Origin of the sequence: Halomonas sp. 3H, assembly GCF_024206005.1 — a bacterium.
GTDB classification, from domain to species: domain Bacteria; phylum Pseudomonadota; class Gammaproteobacteria; order Pseudomonadales; family Halomonadaceae; genus Halomonas; species Halomonas campaniensis.
In genome coordinates, this window is sequence record NZ_CP100360.1 from 2759463 (window position 1) to 2775105 (window position 15643).

Here is a 15643-nt window from a genome sequence, read left to right on the forward strand (position 1 = left end):
CACCCGCAACCGCGTCTTCTTTGCCACCGTGCTGGTGGCGGTGGTCGTCGGCCTGTGGCTGGCCCGCTAGGGCGGGCGCCGACGGATGAACCTCACCGCCCTCTTCCTCCAGACCCTCGAGGTCACGCTGCCGGTGTTCGCCATGGTCTTCGCCGGCCTGGTGCTCAAGCGCGCCGGCTGGATCGACCAGGCCTTCGTGGCCACCGCCTCGATGCTGGTGTTCAAGGCCACCATGCCGACGCTGATCTTCCTTAGCATCATCAAGGCCGACCTGGATGCCACCCTCAACCCGAGGCTGCTGGCCTTCTTCGCCCTGGCCACCCTGGGCAGCTTCCTGTTCTGCTGGGCCTGGGCGATCCTGCGAGTGCCCAGGGAGGAGCGCGGGGTCTATGTCCAGGGCGCCTTCCGCGGCAACTGCGGCATCGTGGGCCTGGCGCTGGCGGCCGGCATGTACGGCGACTACGGCCTCTCCGCCGGCGGCCTGCTGCTGGGGGTGGTGATCCTCACCTACAACGCCTTCTCGGTCATCGCGCTGGCCAGCTACCAGGAGGGCCATCGCGCCGACTGGCGCAGCATCCTCTCGCACATCGTGCGCAACCCGCTGATCCTCGCGGTGGTGGCGGCGATCCCGGTGGCGGCCCTGGAGCTGCGCCTGCCCGGCTGGCTGATGACCTCCGGCGAGTACTTCGCCTCGCTCACCCTGCCGCTGGCGCTGATCTGCATCGGCGCGACACTGTCCCTGGGGGCGATCCGCGAGTCGGGCCGCCTGGCCACCGGCGCCAGCCTGATGAAGATGGTCACGGTGCCGGTGCTGGCCACCGCCGCCGCCTGGCTGGCCGGCTTCGAGGGCCGCGAGCTCGGCGTCATGTTCCTCTTCTTCGCCAGCCCCACCGCCGCCGCGGCCTTCGTGATGGCCAGGGCCATGGGCGGCAATGCCGTCCTGACCGCCAACATCATCGCCCTGACCACCCTGATGGCCAGCCTGACCATCACCGTGGGCGCCTTCGCCTTGAAGGTGGCGGGGCTGATCTAATCCAAGTCGGCCGGGGCGGTAAACCTCGTCAGCCGGGCGCAGCCGCCGGCCCAGACGTCGGCCTCAAGCTCGGCGACGGCGCCGGTGGGAAAGCCCGGACCGCGGTCGGTACGCCCCTCCACCAGCAGGCCGGCAAGCGCGCCCACCAGCGGCATATGGCTCACCAGCAGCAGCGGCCGCCCCTCGGGCTGCTCGATCAGCCAGCCGGCCACCGCCGCGGGGTCGTCGTCGGGGGTGATGATCGGCAGCGTCTCCACGGCAGCGCCAAGCGCCTCCCCGACGAGGCCGGCGGTCTGCCGGGCGCGACGGTAGGGGCTGGCCAGCAGGCGCAGCCCGGCGAGGTCGGAGCGCCCAGCCAGCCAGGCGGCCACCCGCCGCGCCTCGTCACCACCTCGTCCGGTGAGCTCGCGCTCGGCGTCCGGCCGCCCCGGGCCCGCCTCGCCGTGGCGCATGACCAGCAACCGTTCAGCCATGCCGCCCCCCGGTCTCCCGGTGCGCCTGCTGTACGTCCTCGCGGGAGAGGATGAACTCCACGTCGCTGCTCTGCTCGCCGAGCATCAGCATGCGCGCCATCTCCTTGGCCGGCACCCCCTTGAAGAGCACCTGGTAGAGCCCCTCGGCCAGCGGCATGTAGACGCCCTCCTGGCGCGCCCTGTCGCGCACCAGCCGCACCGTATTGACCCCCTCGGCCACCTGGCCCAGCGCCGCCACCGCCTCGTCCAGGGTGCGCCCCTCGCCCAGGGCATGGCCGACACGGTAGTTGCGCGACAGCGCCGAGGAGCAGGTCACGATGAGGTCGCCGACCCCGGCCAGCCCGAGGAAGGTCATGGGGTTGGCGCCCCGGCAGACGGCGAAGCGACTCATCTCCGCCAGCGCCCGGGTCATCAGCATGCTGCGGGTGTTCTCGCCCATGCCCAGCGCGGCGGCCATGCCGGCGGCAATGGCATAGATGTTCTTCAGCGCCCCGCCCAGCTCGACGCCGTGGCGATCGTTGCTGGCATAGACCCGGAAGTAGTCGCAGCCCAGGGCGGTCTGCACCCGGGTGCGGGTCTCGGGATCGTCGCTGGCGATCACCGTGGCGGTGAGCTGCTTCTGGGCGATCTCCGAGGCCAGGTTGGGGCCGGAGATGACCCCGATATGGGGAAAGCCGGTCTCCTCCTCCAGGATCTGGCTCATCAGCTTGAAGCCCTCCTCCTGGATCCCCTTGGTGGTGCTGACCAGTATCTGGTCGGGGCGGAGCCAGGGGCGCGCCTGGCGCACCACATCCCGGAACGCCTGGGAGGGAATCGCCACCAGCACCAGGCCCGCGCCCTCGAGCACCTCGGCCATGTCGGTGGACGCCACCACCGAGGGATTGATCGCATAGTCGGGCAGGTAGCGACCGTTGCGGTGCTCGCGCGTGATCTGCTCGGCCAGATCGGGGTCGCGCAGCCACTGGCGCACCCGGGCGCCATTGTCGGCGGCGATGCTGGCCAGCGCGGTGCCGAAGCTGCCGCCCCCCAGCACCGCCACTCTCATCTGTTCCTCTGCCATGGTCGTCCCCGCCTGTTTTCGCTGAAATCGGGATGGATGGAATCGGGGTGAATGGAGAGTTGATTGTAGCGAAAAAGGGGCCCGAATCGTCAGCCGATTCGGGCCCCGTGATGCGCCATCTCCGTCGGCCGGCAGCACCGGCCGACGCACGGCGGCCTAGTCGATGTGCGACAGCAGCGAATCGATGCTCTCGCGGGCATCGCCGTAGAGCATGCGGGTGTTCTCCTTGAAGAACAGCGGGTTCTCGATGCCCGAGTAGCCGGTACCCTGGCCACGCTTGCAGACGAAGACGACCCGCGACTTCCACACCTCTAGCACCGGCATCCCGGCGATCGGGCTGTTGGGATCCTCCTGGGCCGCCGGGTTCACGATGTCGTTGGAGCCGATGACGATCGCCACGTCCGTCTTGGGGAAGTCGTCATTGATCTCGTCCATCTCCATGACGATGTCGTAGGGCACCCTGGCCTCGGCCAGCAGCACGTTCATGTGCCCCGGCAGGCGGCCGGCCACCGGGTGGATGGCGAAGCGCACCTCCTTGCCGGCGGCGCGCAGCTTGCGCACCAGCTCGCTCACCGCGTTCTGGGCCTGGGCCACCGCCATGCCGTAGCCCGGCACGATGATCACGCTGTCGGCGTTGTTGAGCGCACTGGCCACGCCGGCCGCGTCGATGGCCACCTGTTCGCCCTCGATCTCGGCCGCCGGCCCCTTGCTGCCGCCAAAGCCGCCCAGGATCACGCTGACGAAGTTGCGGTTCATCGCCTTGCACATGATGTAGGAGAGGATCGCGCCGGAGGAGCCCACCAGGGCGCCGGTGACGATCAGCAGGTCATTGGAGAGCGTGAAGCCGATGGCCGCGGCGGCCCAGCCGGAGTAGCTGTTCAGCATCGACACCACCACCGGCATGTCGGCACCGCCGATGCCCATGATCAGGTGCCAGCCGATGAAGAACGACAGCGCCGCCAGCACCAGAAGCGTCCAGAAACCGGCGCCGTTGAGGTAGAGGATGGCCAGCAGCAGCGAGAGCGCGGCGGCACCGGCGTTGAGCTTGTGCCCGCCGGGCAGCTGCCGCGGCTTGCCGTCCACCTTGCCGGCCAGCTTGCCGAAGGCCACCACCGAGCCGGTGAAGGTCACCGCGCCGATGAAGATGGCGAACACCACCTCGATCTGCAGGAAGGTGAGCTCATCCGGCGCCTTGGTCGCCACCAGGGCAGCGAACGCCGAAAAGCCCTCCATGGAGGCGCCGGCGGCCTTGGCCGCCGCGACCCGCATCCGCTCCAGGTCGGCGCTCCAGGCCACGAACACCGCCGCCAGGCCGACGAAGCTGTGCAGCGCCGCCACCAGCTGTGGCATCTCGGTCATGGCGACGCGCTTGGCCACCACCCAGCCGATCACCGAGCCGATGAGGATCATCGGGATCATCAGCCAGTAGGCGCCGATCCCCGGCCCGAAGGCGGTGAAGAACACCGCCACGGCCATGCCGACGATGCCGTACCACACCGCCCGCTTGGCCTTCTCCTGGTTGCTCAGCCCCCCCAGGGAGAGGATGAACAGCACACTTGCCGCAATTGCCGCGGCAGAAACGAATCCTTGACCCAACATGTCGTGTCTCCGCGGTTCAGGACTTCTGGAACATGGCCAGCATCCGGCGTGTCACCAGGAAGCCGCCCACGATATTGATGGTGGCGATCAGCACCGAGATCGCCGCCAGGATCACCACCACCGCACTGCCGGAGCCGATCTGCAGGATGGCGCCGAGGATGATGATGCCCGAGATGGCATTGGTGACCGCCATCAGCGGGGTGTGCAGCGAGTGGCTGACGTTCCAGATCACCTGGAAGCCGACGAAGCAGGCCAGCACGAAGACGATGAAGTGCTGCATGAAGGAGGCCGGGGCGATCTGGCCGAGCAGCAGCATCAGCGCGCCCCCCACCCCGAGCAGGGTGACCTGGCGCTTGGTCTGGGCCTTGAAGGTCGCGAGTTCGGCGGCCTTCTTCTCCTCCGGCGTCGGCGCCTTCTCCTTGGGCTTGGGCTTGGCCGCGGCGATGGCCTTCACCTTGGGCGGCGGCGGCGGGAAGGTGATCTCGCCGGCGTGGGTCACCGTGGCGCCGCGGATCACGTCATCCTCCATGTCATGGACGATGGTCCCATCCTTCTCGGGGGTCAGGTCGGTGAGCATGTGGCGCAGGTTGGTGGCGTAAAGCAGCGATGACTGGGTGGCCATGCGCGAGGGGAAGTCGGTGTAGCCGACCACCACCACGCCGTTGTCGCTCACCACCCGTTCGTCGGCCACGGTCAGGTCGCAGTTGCCGCCCTTCTCGGCGGCCAGGTCGATGATCACCGAGCCCGGCTTCATGGCCTTGACCATGTCCTCGAGCCACAGCTTGGGCGCCGGCCGTCCCGGAATCAGCGCCGTGGTGATGACGATGTCGATCTCGGGCGCCTGCTCGCGGAAGCATGCGAGCTGCTTCTCGCGGAATTCGGGGCTGGAGGGGGCCGCATAGCCGCCGCTCTCGGCGCCATCCTGGCTCTCGTCGAAGTCGAGGAACAGGAACTCGGCCCCCATGGACTCGATCTGCTCGGCCACCTCGGGACGCACGTCGAAGGCGCGCACCACGGCACCCAGGCTGGTGGCGGTGCCGATGGCGGCCAGCCCGGCGACACCGGCACCGATCACCAGCACCTTGGCCGGCGGCACCTTGCCCGCGGCGGTCACCTGGCCGGTGAAGAAGCGCCCGAAGTGGTTGCCCGCCTCGATCACCGCGCGATAGCCGGCGATGTTGGCCATGGACGACAGGGCGTCCATCTTCTGGGCGCGCGAGATGCGCGGCACCATGTCCATGGCCACCACGGTGGCGCCCTGGGCACGGCACTTCTCGAGCAGTTCCTCGTTCTGGGCCGGCCAGAAGAAGCTGATCAGGGTCTGCCCCTCGCGCAGGCGCTCGGCCTCCGCCTCGCTGGGCTCGCGGACCTTGATCACCACCTCGGCCTCGGACCACAGCGCCTCGGCGCCGTCGACCACGGTGACACCGGCATTGCGGTAGGCGTCGTCGTCGAAGCCGGCCGCCTCGCCGGCGCCGCTTTCGATCAGGCAGGCGTGTCCAAGCTTCTGGATGAACTGCGCGCTGTCAGGGGTCAGCGCGACGCGCGCCTCGCCCTTGGCGAGTTCCCTGGGTGCACCAATCTTCACGTTGGATCTCCCGGTTGGTTATTGAAATCTTGCATGGGTCAGACCGTTTATTCATACCCGACGATGCTGCAATGCACAACCTTCGACGCTTCATCGAAGCCCCTTGCACTGTAGCAGTATCGCGCTGAATGGCCGGTAAAACCCGGCCAGGAAACAGTGACGACCGGGAGCCGGGAAGGCAAGTGACAGAAGCGCGCAGGCCGCCCGGAGGCGGCCTGCGGCGGTGTCAGAAGGGGAGGATCAGGCGCTCAGCAGGGCGTTGAGGCGCTTGACGTAGGCGGCGGGGTCGTCGAGGTGACCGCCCTCGGCGATGATCGCCTGGTCGAGCAGCACATGGGCCAGGTCGCCGAAGAGCTCGTCCCCGGCTCCCTCGAGCCTGGCCACCAGGGCGTGCTCGGGGTTGAGCTCGAGGATCGGCTTGACCTCCGGCACCTTCTGGCCGGCGGCCTCCATGATGCGGCGCATCTGGAAGCCCATCTCGTGCTCGGGCAGCACCACACAGGCCGGCGAGTCGGTGAGGCGGTGGGTCACCTTGACCGCCTGGACCTGCTCGCCCAGCGCCTCCTTGACCCGCTTGACCAGCTCTTCCTTGGCCTTGGCAGTCTCCTCCTGGGCCTGCTTCTCCTCCTCGCCCTCGATCTCGCCGAGGTCGAGCTCGCCCTTGGCCACGTCGACGAAGCCCTTGCCGTCATACTCGTGGAGGTGGCTCATCAGCCACTCGTCGATGCGGTCATGGAGCAGCAGCACCTCGATGCCCTTCTTGCGGAAGATCTCCAGGTGGGGGCTGGACTTGGCCGCGTTGAAGCCGTCCGCCACGATGTAGTAGATCTTCTGCTGCCCCTCCGGCATGCGCCCGACATAGTCGGCCAGGGACTGGTCCTGGGTGGCGCTGTCGGTGTGGGTGGTGGAGAAGCGCAGCAGGCCGGCGATCTTCTCGCGGTTGGCGAAGTCCTCCGCCGGGCCCTCCTTGAGCACGCTGCCGAAGGTGTTCCAGAAGGTCTGGTAGGCCTCCTTGTCCTTGGCCAGCTTCTTGAGCATATCCAGCGCGCGCTTGGTCAGGGCGCTCTTGATCTTCTCGACCTTGGGATCCTGCTGGAGCAGCTCCCGGGAGACGTTGAGCGACAGGTCGCGGGTATCCAGAACGCCCTTGATGAAGCGCAGGTAGAGGGGCAGGAACTGCTCGGCGTCATCCATGATGAAGACGCGCTGCACGTAGAGCTTCACGCCCCTGGCGCCGTCGCGCTCGTAGAGGTCGAAGGGCGCCCGCCCCGGCACGTAGAGCAGGCTGGTATATTCGAGCTTGCCCTCCACCTTGTTGTGGCTCCAGGTGAGCGGGTCCGAGAAGTCATGGGCCACGTGCTTGTAGAAGGCCTGGTACTCCTCGTCGGAGATCTCGCCCTTGGGACGCGACCAGAGCGCGGTGGCCTCATTGACGGTCTCCCAGGTGACGGTCTCGCTGCCCTCGATCTCCTTGCCCTCCTCGTCACGGGCGGTCTCGACCCTGGGCATGCGCACCGGCACCTCGATATGGTCGGAGTACTTGCGCACCAGGCTCTGCAGGCGGAAGTCGTCGGCGAACTCCCTGGCATCGGCCTTGAGGTGCAACACGATCTCGGTGCCGTGGGCTTCGCGCTCGACATCGGCCACGGTGAACTCGCCCTCGCCCTTCGAGCGCCACTCGACCCCTTCCGCCGTGTCGCTGCCCGCCTTGCGGGTGCGCACCGTGACCTCGTCGGCGACGATGAAGCCGGAGTAGAAGCCGACCCCGAACTGGCCGATCAGGCGGGCATCCTTCTGCTGCTCGCCGGAGAGCTGCTTGAGGAAGTCGGCGGTGCCGGAGCGGGCGATGGTGCCGAGGTTCGAGATCACCTCGTCGCGGCTCATGCCGATGCCGTTGTCGCGCACGGTGACGGTGCCCGCCTCGGCGTCGTGCTCGATCTCGATGCGCAGCTCGCTGTCGCCCTCATAGAGCGCGTCGTTGTCCAGCGCCGCGTAGCGTAGCTTGTCGCAGGCATCGGCGGCGTTGGAGATCAGCTCGCGCAGGAAGATCTCCCGGTTGGAGTACAGGGAGTGAATCATCAGGTGCAGCAGCTGCTTGACCTCGGTCTGGAAGCCGAGGGTTTCTTCATGCGTGGCAGTGGTCATGTGTCTCGGACCCTCATCGACATGTCGGGGTGGCAACGCCACCGGTTGATCACTGCCGTCGATATGGGGACAGGGGCGGGATTTTCAACCGCCGGGGTCCTCGGGGCCGCCCCGGCCGGGGTCGGCCAGCACGAAGTGCAGCCGGGCGGTGGCCACCGGCGCCGACGCCTCCTGCTGCCAGGCGCTGACGCGCACGTTGGCCAGCCGCCGCCCCTCGCGCAGCAGCGAGCAGCGCGCGAAGGTGGGCACCGTGCGGGCGGTGCGCAGGTAGTCGATGGAGAGGTCGACGATGCGTGGCAGCCGCGGGGAGCGGGTCGCCAGCATCAGGTCCAGGGTCGCCGCGGTCTCCATGAAGGCGGCCACCACGCCGCCGTGCAGCGCCGGCAGCAGCACGTTGCCGACGTTGCCGCCCCAGGGCTCGAGCCGGAAGCGGAGCCCCTCGCCGTCCGGATCCGGCTCGGCGCTCACCCCGATGCGTCTCGCATAGGGAATCAGCGCCAGCCAGGCGGCCACATCGGCATCGGCCCGGGTCCGTTCCAGCCACTGCACGTCGTCGAAGCCTTCAGGCATGGGGAGCCTCCTCGGCGAACAGCGCCTCGGCGAGGCCCGGCGGGGTGTTGCGGGGCCCCAGGCGCACGAAGTTGCCGATGCCCCGCGCCACCGGACGGTCCGCCTCCTGCCACAGGGTGCCCTCGGTGAAGACCACCGACTCGGTGACCCGCACCACGTGCGCCTCGGCATGGAGCGCCATCCCGGCGACGGCCGGGCGAAAGTGGTCGATACGCAGGTCCAGGGTGGGGCACACCTCCGGGGCCGGCAGGGCGCGCAGCACCGCCGAACCACAGACGGTGTCGAGCAGCATGGTCAGCACGCCGCCATGCACCAGGCCGCGGGCGCTGTCGCCCAGCAGGTCATCGCACCACGGCAGGCGCATCAGGGTCCGCTCGGCGGTCACCTCGAGCACCTCGAGCCCCAGCTCGCGGGTATGGGGGATCACCGTCACGAAGCGGGTCAGCGCTCGCCGCCAGGCGTCGGGAGATCGATCGGGATAGGGCGTCACGCCGGGGCTCCTCCGGGAATTCCAACAAGCGTTTGATATGGTCAACCACAGCCTAATCGGCCTGCCCACCGGGCACAAGGCGGCCAGCGGCCGACACCGCGCACGGTTTCTCCGTTTCCCCCTACCCAAGGGCGCATGGATGGGCCAGGATACGGGAAGTTGGTGTTTGCTCACGGAGGCCTCCCCCCATGCGCCATCGTCACCCCCTCATGACGCGCGGCGTCCGGCGTGTCGGCACCCTGCTGGCCGCCCTGACCCTGTCGCTGCCCCTCGCCCTGCCGCTGGCCCAGGCCGATGATCGCGCCCTGCGCGAGGCCCTCGAGGCCGCCCGCAACCAGCAGTGGGATCGGGTCGACCCGGCCGCCATCTCCGGCCACCCGCTGGCCGGCTACGTGGAGTACCATCGCCTGCGCGGCCGGCTGCCCCAGGCGGAGCCCGGCCAGATCCTGGCGTTCATCGAGCGCCATGCCGACTCGCCGCTGGCCGGATGGATGCGCGGCCAGGCCATCGCCCAGTACGGCTACGCCCGCCGCTACGGCAGCCTGCTCGCGGTGGCCGACGGCGTCCCCGAGGGGACCGCACGGCAGTGCTACTACTATGCCGCCCTGCTGGGCCAGGACCCGCGCGCCGCCGCCGAGGGGGGCCGCGAGCTGTGGCACGTGGGGCGTTCCCAGCCGGACGCCTGCAACCCGCTCTTCGACACCCTCCGCGAGCGTGGCGAGATCACCGCGGTCGACGTCTGGGAGCGCAAGATGCTGGCGTGGCAGGCCGGCGAAAACGGCCTCGCGAGCTACCTGGGCCGCCTGCTCGATGCCCGCTGGGACGAGGCCCGGGCGGCCGCGGAACGGCTGCAGAAGGACTACGCCGCGGTGACCCGCGTCCCCACCTGCCTCGGCCCCGAGTGTCGGGGCAGCGGCGCCCTGTTCGCCGCCGCCATGCACGGCTTCACCCGCGCCGATACCGAGGCCGCCCTGGAGGCGTGGCGCAAGATCGCTCCCCACCTCCCGATCGAGGCAAACCATCGCGATGCCATCGAGCGCGACCTGGCGTTCTACTCCCTGGTACGCGACATCCGCCAGAACCGCGGCTGGACCGACGAGGTGCTGCCCCGCCTGGCCGATGCCCAGCTGCTGGAGCTGCGGGTCCGCGCGGCCCTGGCGGAACGGGACTGGCGGGGAGTGGTGCAATGGATCGAGCGGATGGACGGCGAGACCCGCGACGACAGCCGCTGGCACTACTGGTACGCCCGCGCCCAGGAGCGGCTCGGCCATGACGACGTGGCGCGTGACGCCTATGCCCGGGCCGCCGAGGGCCGCAGCTTCTTCGGCTTCATCGCCGCCGACCGGCTGGGGCAGCCCTACGCCCTCAACCTGGAGCGCAACGGCTTCGATGACAGCTTCCGGGAAGAGGTGGCGCGCTGGCCGGCGGTCCAGCGCACCGAGGCGCTGCTGCGCATCGACGAGACGGGGCTCGCCGCCAGCGAATGGTATGATGCCGTGGCCCGGGCCACCCCCCGCGAGGCACGGGCTCTGGCCGACTACGCCCAGCGCCGTGGCTGGCACGCCAAGCTGGTGCAGACCACCATCACCGGCCGGATGTGGGATGCCCTGGACTGGCGCTTCCCCGAGGCCTACCGCGAGCACTTCCTGCACTGGGGACGCATGACGGGGGTCGACCCCTACCTGCTGATGGGTATCGCTCGCCGCGAGAGCGCCTACAATCCCGAGGCCCTCTCTCCCGCCGGGGCCCGGGGGCTGATGCAGGTGATGCCTGGCACCGCCACCCAGCTGGCCCGCCAGCTCGGCATCCGCGACCCCGGCGCCTACGGGGTGCTCGACCCCGAGCTCAACATTCGCCTGGGCAGCACCTACATCCGTGACATGCTCGACCGCTACAGCGGCAACCGGCTGGCCGCCGCGGCCGCCTACAACGCCGGCCCCGGTCGCGTCGACCGCTGGCTGGCGGATGCCCCGGAGGAGTTCGACCTGTTCGTCGAGAGCATCCCCTTCCGCGAGACGCGTAACTACGTGCAGGCGGTGCTCTCCTACCGGGCGATTTTCGAGAGCCTGGCCAACGGCGGCGACAGCCGCGGCGTGTCGATGCTCACGCCGACGGAGAAGACCATGCGCTATGACCGCTCGCTGCTGGCCCGGAACTGAACCGACCGTCCTCGCGAGCCAACAGGCAAACCGCCCCGGCCATGGCCGGGGCGGTCTCGTTATGGAACACCCGAGGGATCAGGCCGGAGGGCGCTCCAGGGCCAGCTTGACGCCGAAGGCGATCAGCACCGCCCCGGTGGCGCCGTTGAGCCAGCGGGCGAAGGCGCGGCTGCCCAGCAGCCGCCCGGCGCCGCCCACCATCAGTGCCACCCCCACCTGCCAGATATTGGCGATGACGAAGTGCACCCCGGCCAGGAACAGCGACTTGGCCAGCGCCGGGTCGCCCGGCGCGATGAACTGCGGCAGAAAGGCCATGTAGAAGACCACCGTCTTGGGGTTGAGCACGTTGGAGAGCAGGCCCTCGCGCAGCGGCCGCCAGGCGGGAACGGCCTGCCGCTCGCCGCTCACTCCCGCCACCGGCAGCCCCTGGCCACGGCGGGCCGCCAGCAGGCCCTGCACGCCCAGCCAGACCAGGTAGCCGGCCCCGGCCAGCTTGAGCAGGCCGAAGGCCCAGGCCGACTGCAGCAGGATCAGCGAGATCCCCAGTGCCGAGACGGCCGCATGCACGAAGAGTCCGCAGCAGATCGCCAGGCTGGTGAGGATGCCGTCGCGCACCCCGCCGCGGGCGGTGTTGCGGATCACCAGCAGGGTGTCGACCCCGGGGCTGAGGGAGAGCAGGGTGATGGCCACCAGGAAGGGCCAGAACTGGGCGTCGATCAGCATGGTGGCGGTGGGTCCTTGCCAGGGATGGGGACGGCGGCGCAATGCTTGCCGCCCGTCGGGTTTCGATCTACAGTGATTCTGCGGCTGATGGACCGTCCATGATCGGGTGATCCGGTTGACGCCATCAGGGTGCTGAAGCACCATCCGTCGCGTTGGTCAGCAAGTAAAAAGTCGTCAGTTGTACTTCGATTCCTTCGATACACCCGGTGGCACTTCTTCCTTGTCTTGCCTACGCAATTCGGGCCTGCGAACGCATCGCGAGCCTGGCACGATCATTACAGTATGTTAAGGAAATCGACAATGGCAACTGGCACTGTCAAGTGGTTCAACGACACCAAGGGCTACGGCTTCATCTCTCCGGACGACGGCGGTGATGACCTGTTCGCTCACTTCTCCGAGATTCAGGCTGACGGCTTCAAGACCCTGCAGGACGGCCAGAAGGTCACCTTCGAGGTCACCCAGGGCAAGAAGGGCCTTCAGGCCTCCAACATCCGGGTTGCTGACTGATCCAGCGCCCGGGCGGTGTCGTCCTGCTGGGCGACACCGCTGCCGAAGAAACAGGAAGGCCCACCTCGCGGTGGGCCTTTTTCGTGGTAGCCCGGCGGGGCGCGCCTCAGGGCTCGTCGAACTCCATCGGCTCGAGTTCGAGCTCGCTCTCGTCGAACTCCATGGGCTCCAGCGGCGGCACCTCCTGCTCCACCTCGTCGAACTGCTCCTCCAGGCGGCGCTGCGCCTCCTCGAAGCGGCGCTCCTGCTCGGCGATGATCTCGTCAACCTCGCTGCGTGACGGCCCGGCGGTGCCCTCCTCCTCGATGCTGGACTCGAACTCGAGCCCCTCGTCGAAGGCGTCGGCATCGCCCTCCATCGGTTCCGGCACCACGGCCTCCTCCTCGGCCACCTCGAACTGCTCGTCGATGCGCCGGCTGGCCTCCTCGAAGCGACGCTCGGTCTCCTCGATGATGGCATCGATGTCGTCGGAGGTGGTCTCGCCGGGCAGCGCCGCGCCCTCGTCCAGGGTCTCCGCCGGCGACTCGCCCAGGGTGGTCTCGGCATCGGCCTCGACGTCCGCGGGCTCGGCGTCCGCCGGGGCGACAGCTTCGGCCTCCTCCTCCACGGGTGCCTCGGCCTCGAAGGCCGGCTCCTCGCCGGGCAGCGGCTCGTCGGCCGGCGGCGGTGTCTCCACATCGCTCGCCGCCGGGGCCTCCTGCGGCTCCGCGTCCGCCGGCTCGTCGCCGTTGCCGCATCCCGCCAGGCCCAGGGCCATGAGCAGCGCCAACAACGCGGGCTTCCAGGGTCTCTTCACCATGCTCTCTGCACTCCTGATTCGGGAGCGGCCCATTGCACCAGAGCCGCCCGGCTCCCGCAAGGCAGCGTTCAGGTGGCGAACAGCTGCCCCTCGATATCGCGGAAGGCCTTGAACTCGATGGCATTGTTGCTGGGGTCGCGGAAGAACATGGTGGCCTGTTCCCCGGGCTCGCCGCGGAAGCGGATATAGGGTTCGATCTCGAAGGTCACGCCGGCAGCGGTCAGCCGGTCGACCAGCGACTCCCAGTCGGTCATCTCCAGCACCACGCCGAAGTGCGGCACCGGGACGCCATGGCCGTCCACGGGGTTGCGATGATCGTCGATGCCCCGCTCGCCCAGGGCCGGGTTCAGGTGGCAGACGAACTGGTGGCCGAAGAGGTTGAAGTCGACCCAGGTGTCGCTGGAGCGACCCTCCGGGCAGCCCAGCAGGTCGCCGTAGAAGCGGCGCGCCTCGTCGAGGTCGCGGACCTGCACGGCGAGATGGAAGGGAGTCAGCATCGTGATGGCCTCCTAGGGGTCATGGGGAATCAAGGGTGGCGTCGCCACAGGGCGCACCGTCATCTTGCCGCGCCGGGGCGCCCTTGGCCAGACGCCTCCCGCAGGGGCAGGGGACAGCCCAGTGTCCAGGCCACCGCGCGCAGCAGCTCCGCCTCCTCGGGCGCGATGCGGCCATCGTGTTCCACGCAGCACACCATGGCCGCCAGCAGGGGCGCACGCTCGGCCTGGGCCAGGCGCACCAGCCGGCCCAGGGCCCAGTCCAGGTCAGCCGCCGCCGGCGCCTCGCGCACCAGGTCCAGGGCGACCCCCAGTGCTCGGCCGGCCTGGTCCAGCGACTCGGCCTGGGCCTCGGGGCTGTCCTGGCCGGCCCGGGCCAGGGTGGAGAGCAGCAGCGACAGCGGCCCGGCCAGGTCACGAAGGTGGCGGTCGCGCCGCGCCCGCCGCTCGCCCTCGATCCCCGTCAACACCAGCCGGTGCAGCGCCCACTGCAGCGGCCCGGGTTCTGTCTCCGCGGCCATCAGCCCCGCCAGGCACTGCCGGAAGCGGGCGAACTGAGCCGCCGAGAGCTGGCGCAATACTGGCAGCGCCAGTTCGATGAGCGGCAGGCGGTCTCCCGGCGCGAGGGTCGCGAGCGGCGCCTCCAGGGCCTCCAGCTCATGGAGCACCTCGGGCAGGGCCTGGTGGGCCAGCACACGTCGCTGGGCCTCACGGCTTGCCGGGTCGGCCCCCATCAGGATGCCATAGACCAGCGCTCGCGCGGCACAGGGCTGGTGGGCGGCGTCGACCAGCCGCTCGTCGAGATGGGCCAGCCGGCGTCGGGCGCTGGCCAGGGACTCGGCGTCGAACCGGCCGACGCTGGCCACCACAGCGCCGGCCAGCGCCACTCCGCCGAGGGCCTGCCCCAGGTCCTCCCGCCTCGACTCTCCCTGGCCGGTGCCCGCCGCGGACTTTGCCGGCGGGGCCTTCGGGGGCGGCGCGAACGGCTCGGGCAGGCTGCCGTCCCAGCGCGGCATCACGCGCCGGATGCGCGCCTCCAGCGGCGGGTGGGTCGCCGTCAAGCGGGAGAGGTGGCGCACGCCGCTGCCGAAATAGAGGTGGCTGAATTCTGCCGCCTGGGGAGACATCAGCCGCGAACCGAGCCGATAGGCGGCCAGGGTCTGCAGCGCCCTGCCGATCCCCTCGGGGTTGCGGGTGTACTGCACGGCGCTGGCGTCGGCCAGGAACTCTCGCTGGCGGCTGACGGCAGACTTGATCAGGTTCCCGCACAGGGTGCCGGCATAGCCCAGCAGCATCAGCGCCGCCCCCAGGCCGAACAGCGCCACGTGCCCGCCCCCGCCGCGCCGCGAGCTCCGCCCCCGCCCCCCGGCGGCGGCCCCGCGCAGCAGCAGCCGCCCCACCAGGCCGATCACCAAGATGCCGTGGAGCAGGGCCACCAGCCGCAGGTTGAGGCGCATGTCGCCGTGCAGGATATGGCTGAACTCGTGGGCGATGACCCCCTGCAGCTGGTCGCGGTCGAGGTGCTCGATGGCCCCCCGGGTCACGCCAATGGCGGCGTCGTGGGGCTCGTGCCCGGCGGCGAAGGCGTTGATAGCGGCATCCTCCAGCAGGTAGACCGCCGGCACCGGCATGCCCGAGGCGATGGCCATCTCCTCCACCACGTTGAGCAGCTGCCGTTCATTGGCATCGCGGGCATCGGGGTTGAGCAGCCGGCCGCCCAGCGCCTCGGCCACCACCGAGCCCCCGGCACGCAGCTGAAGATGGCGTACCAGGCCTCCTGCTACCACCACCGCCAGCACGCCGAGGGCCACCAGGCCGAACAGCTCGGGTTCCAGGGCGCGGGCGAGCGGGTCGGCGCCCATTACCTGGCCGTCGAACAGCACCACCGCCAGCGCCACCAGCACGCTGGCCACCACCACCAGGCCGGCCACGGCGAGAAGCAGCAGCAGGACCAGGCGGCCGGTCAGGCGCCGGGCACGGTCCTGGGCGCGAAAGAAGTCCAT

The 15643-nt window shown here is 69.6% G+C and carries 14 protein-coding genes; 3 read left to right on the forward strand and 11 right to left on the reverse strand.

Going from position 1 to position 15643, the window contains the following annotated elements:
* Positions 1 to 85: 85 nt before the first annotated feature.
* Positions 86 to 1033: an AEC family transporter gene (locus NFC98_RS12865; protein WP_254275333.1), complete on the forward strand. Its 948-nt coding sequence runs from the start codon at positions 86 to 88 to the stop codon at positions 1031 to 1033.
* On the opposite strand, the gene sixA is transcribed toward NFC98_RS12865, so the two are convergent.
* From sixA to NFC98_RS12900, 7 genes are all read right to left on the reverse strand, one after another.
* Positions 1030 to 1506 carry a phosphohistidine phosphatase SixA gene (gene sixA / locus NFC98_RS12870; RefSeq protein WP_254275334.1) on the reverse strand — a complete coding sequence of 159 codons (477 nt, stop codon included), beginning with the start codon at positions 1504 to 1506 and terminating at the stop codon, positions 1030 to 1032. The genes NFC98_RS12865 and sixA overlap by 4 nt on opposite strands.
* The gene (locus NFC98_RS12875; protein WP_254275335.1) at positions 1499 to 2566 is read right to left on the reverse strand and encodes an NAD(P)H-dependent glycerol-3-phosphate dehydrogenase; all 1068 of its coding nucleotides are present in this window, start codon (positions 2564 to 2566) and stop codon (positions 1499 to 1501) included. Before NFC98_RS12875 ends, sixA begins: the two co-directional genes overlap by 8 nt.
* A gap of 156 nt (positions 2567 to 2722) precedes the next feature.
* A complete protein-coding gene (locus tag NFC98_RS12880; protein ID WP_254275336.1) occupies positions 2723 to 4165 on the reverse strand; it encodes an NAD(P)(+) transhydrogenase (Re/Si-specific) subunit beta in 1443 nt (480 codons plus the stop codon).
* A gap of 16 nt (positions 4166 to 4181) precedes the next feature.
* On the reverse strand, positions 4182 to 5753 hold the full coding sequence (locus NFC98_RS12885) for a Re/Si-specific NAD(P)(+) transhydrogenase subunit alpha (protein WP_254275337.1): 1572 nt from the start codon (positions 5751 to 5753) through the stop codon (positions 4182 to 4184).
* Between the two features lie 240 nt (positions 5754 to 5993).
* Positions 5994 to 7898: a molecular chaperone HtpG gene (gene htpG / locus NFC98_RS12890; RefSeq protein WP_254275338.1), complete on the reverse strand. Its 1905-nt coding sequence runs from the start codon at positions 7896 to 7898 to the stop codon at positions 5994 to 5996.
* 84 nt (positions 7899 to 7982) lie between these two features.
* A complete protein-coding gene (locus NFC98_RS12895) occupies positions 7983 to 8468 on the reverse strand; it encodes a PaaI family thioesterase (RefSeq protein WP_254275339.1) in 486 nt (161 codons plus the stop codon).
* Positions 8461 to 8958 carry a PaaI family thioesterase gene (locus tag NFC98_RS12900; protein ID WP_254275340.1) on the reverse strand — a complete coding sequence of 166 codons (498 nt, stop codon included), beginning with the start codon at positions 8956 to 8958 and terminating at the stop codon, positions 8461 to 8463. Before NFC98_RS12900 ends, NFC98_RS12895 begins: the two co-directional genes overlap by 8 nt.
* Before the next feature lie 188 nt (positions 8959 to 9146).
* Here NFC98_RS12900 and NFC98_RS12905 point away from each other — a divergent pair, with 188 nt between their 5' ends.
* Positions 9147 to 11117 carry a transglycosylase SLT domain-containing protein gene (locus NFC98_RS12905; RefSeq protein ID WP_254275341.1) on the forward strand — a complete coding sequence of 657 codons (1971 nt, stop codon included), beginning with the start codon at positions 9147 to 9149 and terminating at the stop codon, positions 11115 to 11117.
* Between the two features lie 78 nt (positions 11118 to 11195).
* Here the strand turns inward: NFC98_RS12905 and NFC98_RS12910 are convergent, their stop codons facing one another.
* Positions 11196 to 11840, reverse strand: a complete 645-nt coding sequence (locus NFC98_RS12910) for a LysE family translocator (RefSeq protein WP_254275342.1) — start codon at positions 11838 to 11840, stop codon at positions 11196 to 11198.
* A gap of 300 nt (positions 11841 to 12140) precedes the next feature.
* Between NFC98_RS12910 and NFC98_RS12915 the strand changes: the two genes are divergently transcribed.
* Positions 12141 to 12347: a cold-shock protein gene (locus NFC98_RS12915; protein WP_183331564.1), complete on the forward strand. Its 207-nt coding sequence runs from the start codon at positions 12141 to 12143 to the stop codon at positions 12345 to 12347.
* A gap of 106 nt (positions 12348 to 12453) precedes the next feature.
* Here NFC98_RS12915 and NFC98_RS12920 read toward each other — a convergent pair whose 3' ends face one another.
* The 3 genes from NFC98_RS12920 to NFC98_RS12930 form a co-directional block, all read right to left on the reverse strand.
* A complete protein-coding gene (locus NFC98_RS12920; protein WP_254275343.1) occupies positions 12454 to 13146 on the reverse strand; it encodes a hypothetical protein in 693 nt (230 codons plus the stop codon).
* 68 nt (positions 13147 to 13214) lie between these two features.
* On the reverse strand, positions 13215 to 13643 hold the full coding sequence (locus NFC98_RS12925; RefSeq protein WP_254275344.1) for a VOC family protein: 429 nt from the start codon (positions 13641 to 13643) through the stop codon (positions 13215 to 13217).
* A gap of 59 nt (positions 13644 to 13702) precedes the next feature.
* Positions 13703 to 15643 (reverse strand): M48 family metallopeptidase, encoded by a 1941-nt coding sequence (locus NFC98_RS12930; protein ID WP_254275345.1) that lies wholly within the window; start codon positions 15641 to 15643, stop codon positions 13703 to 13705.

Excerpts from the sequence above, each read along its gene's own strand:
- NFC98_RS12915 (WP_183331564.1), top strand. The coding sequence starts at position 12,141 with ATGGCAACTGGCACTGTCAAGTGGTTCAACGACACCAAGGGCTACGGC.
- NFC98_RS12875 (WP_254275335.1), bottom strand. The coding sequence starts at position 2,566 with ATGGCAGAGGAACAGATGAGAGTGGCGGTGCTGGGGGGCGGCAGCTTC.
- NFC98_RS12895 (WP_254275339.1), bottom strand. The coding sequence starts at position 8,468 with ATGCCTGAAGGCTTCGACGACGTGCAGTGGCTGGAACGGACCCGGGCC.
- NFC98_RS12905 (WP_254275341.1), top strand. The coding sequence starts at position 9,147 with ATGCGCCATCGTCACCCCCTCATGACGCGCGGCGTCCGGCGTGTCGGC.
- sixA (WP_254275334.1), bottom strand. The coding sequence starts at position 1,506 with ATGGCTGAACGGTTGCTGGTCATGCGCCACGGCGAGGCGGGCCCGGGG.
- NFC98_RS12880 (WP_254275336.1), bottom strand. The coding sequence starts at position 4,165 with ATGTTGGGTCAAGGATTCGTTTCTGCCGCGGCAATTGCGGCAAGTGTG.
- NFC98_RS12930 (WP_254275345.1), bottom strand. The coding sequence starts at position 15,643 with ATGGACTTCTTTCGCGCCCAGGACCGTGCCCGGCGCCTGACCGGCCGC.
- htpG (WP_254275338.1), bottom strand. The coding sequence starts at position 7,898 with ATGACCACTGCCACGCATGAAGAAACCCTCGGCTTCCAGACCGAGGTC.
- NFC98_RS12865 (WP_254275333.1), top strand. The coding sequence starts at position 86 with ATGAACCTCACCGCCCTCTTCCTCCAGACCCTCGAGGTCACGCTGCCG.
- NFC98_RS12910 (WP_254275342.1), bottom strand. The coding sequence starts at position 11,840 with ATGCTGATCGACGCCCAGTTCTGGCCCTTCCTGGTGGCCATCACCCTG.
- NFC98_RS12920 (WP_254275343.1), bottom strand. The coding sequence starts at position 13,146 with ATGGTGAAGAGACCCTGGAAGCCCGCGTTGTTGGCGCTGCTCATGGCC.
- NFC98_RS12925 (WP_254275344.1), bottom strand. The coding sequence starts at position 13,643 with ATGCTGACTCCCTTCCATCTCGCCGTGCAGGTCCGCGACCTCGACGAG.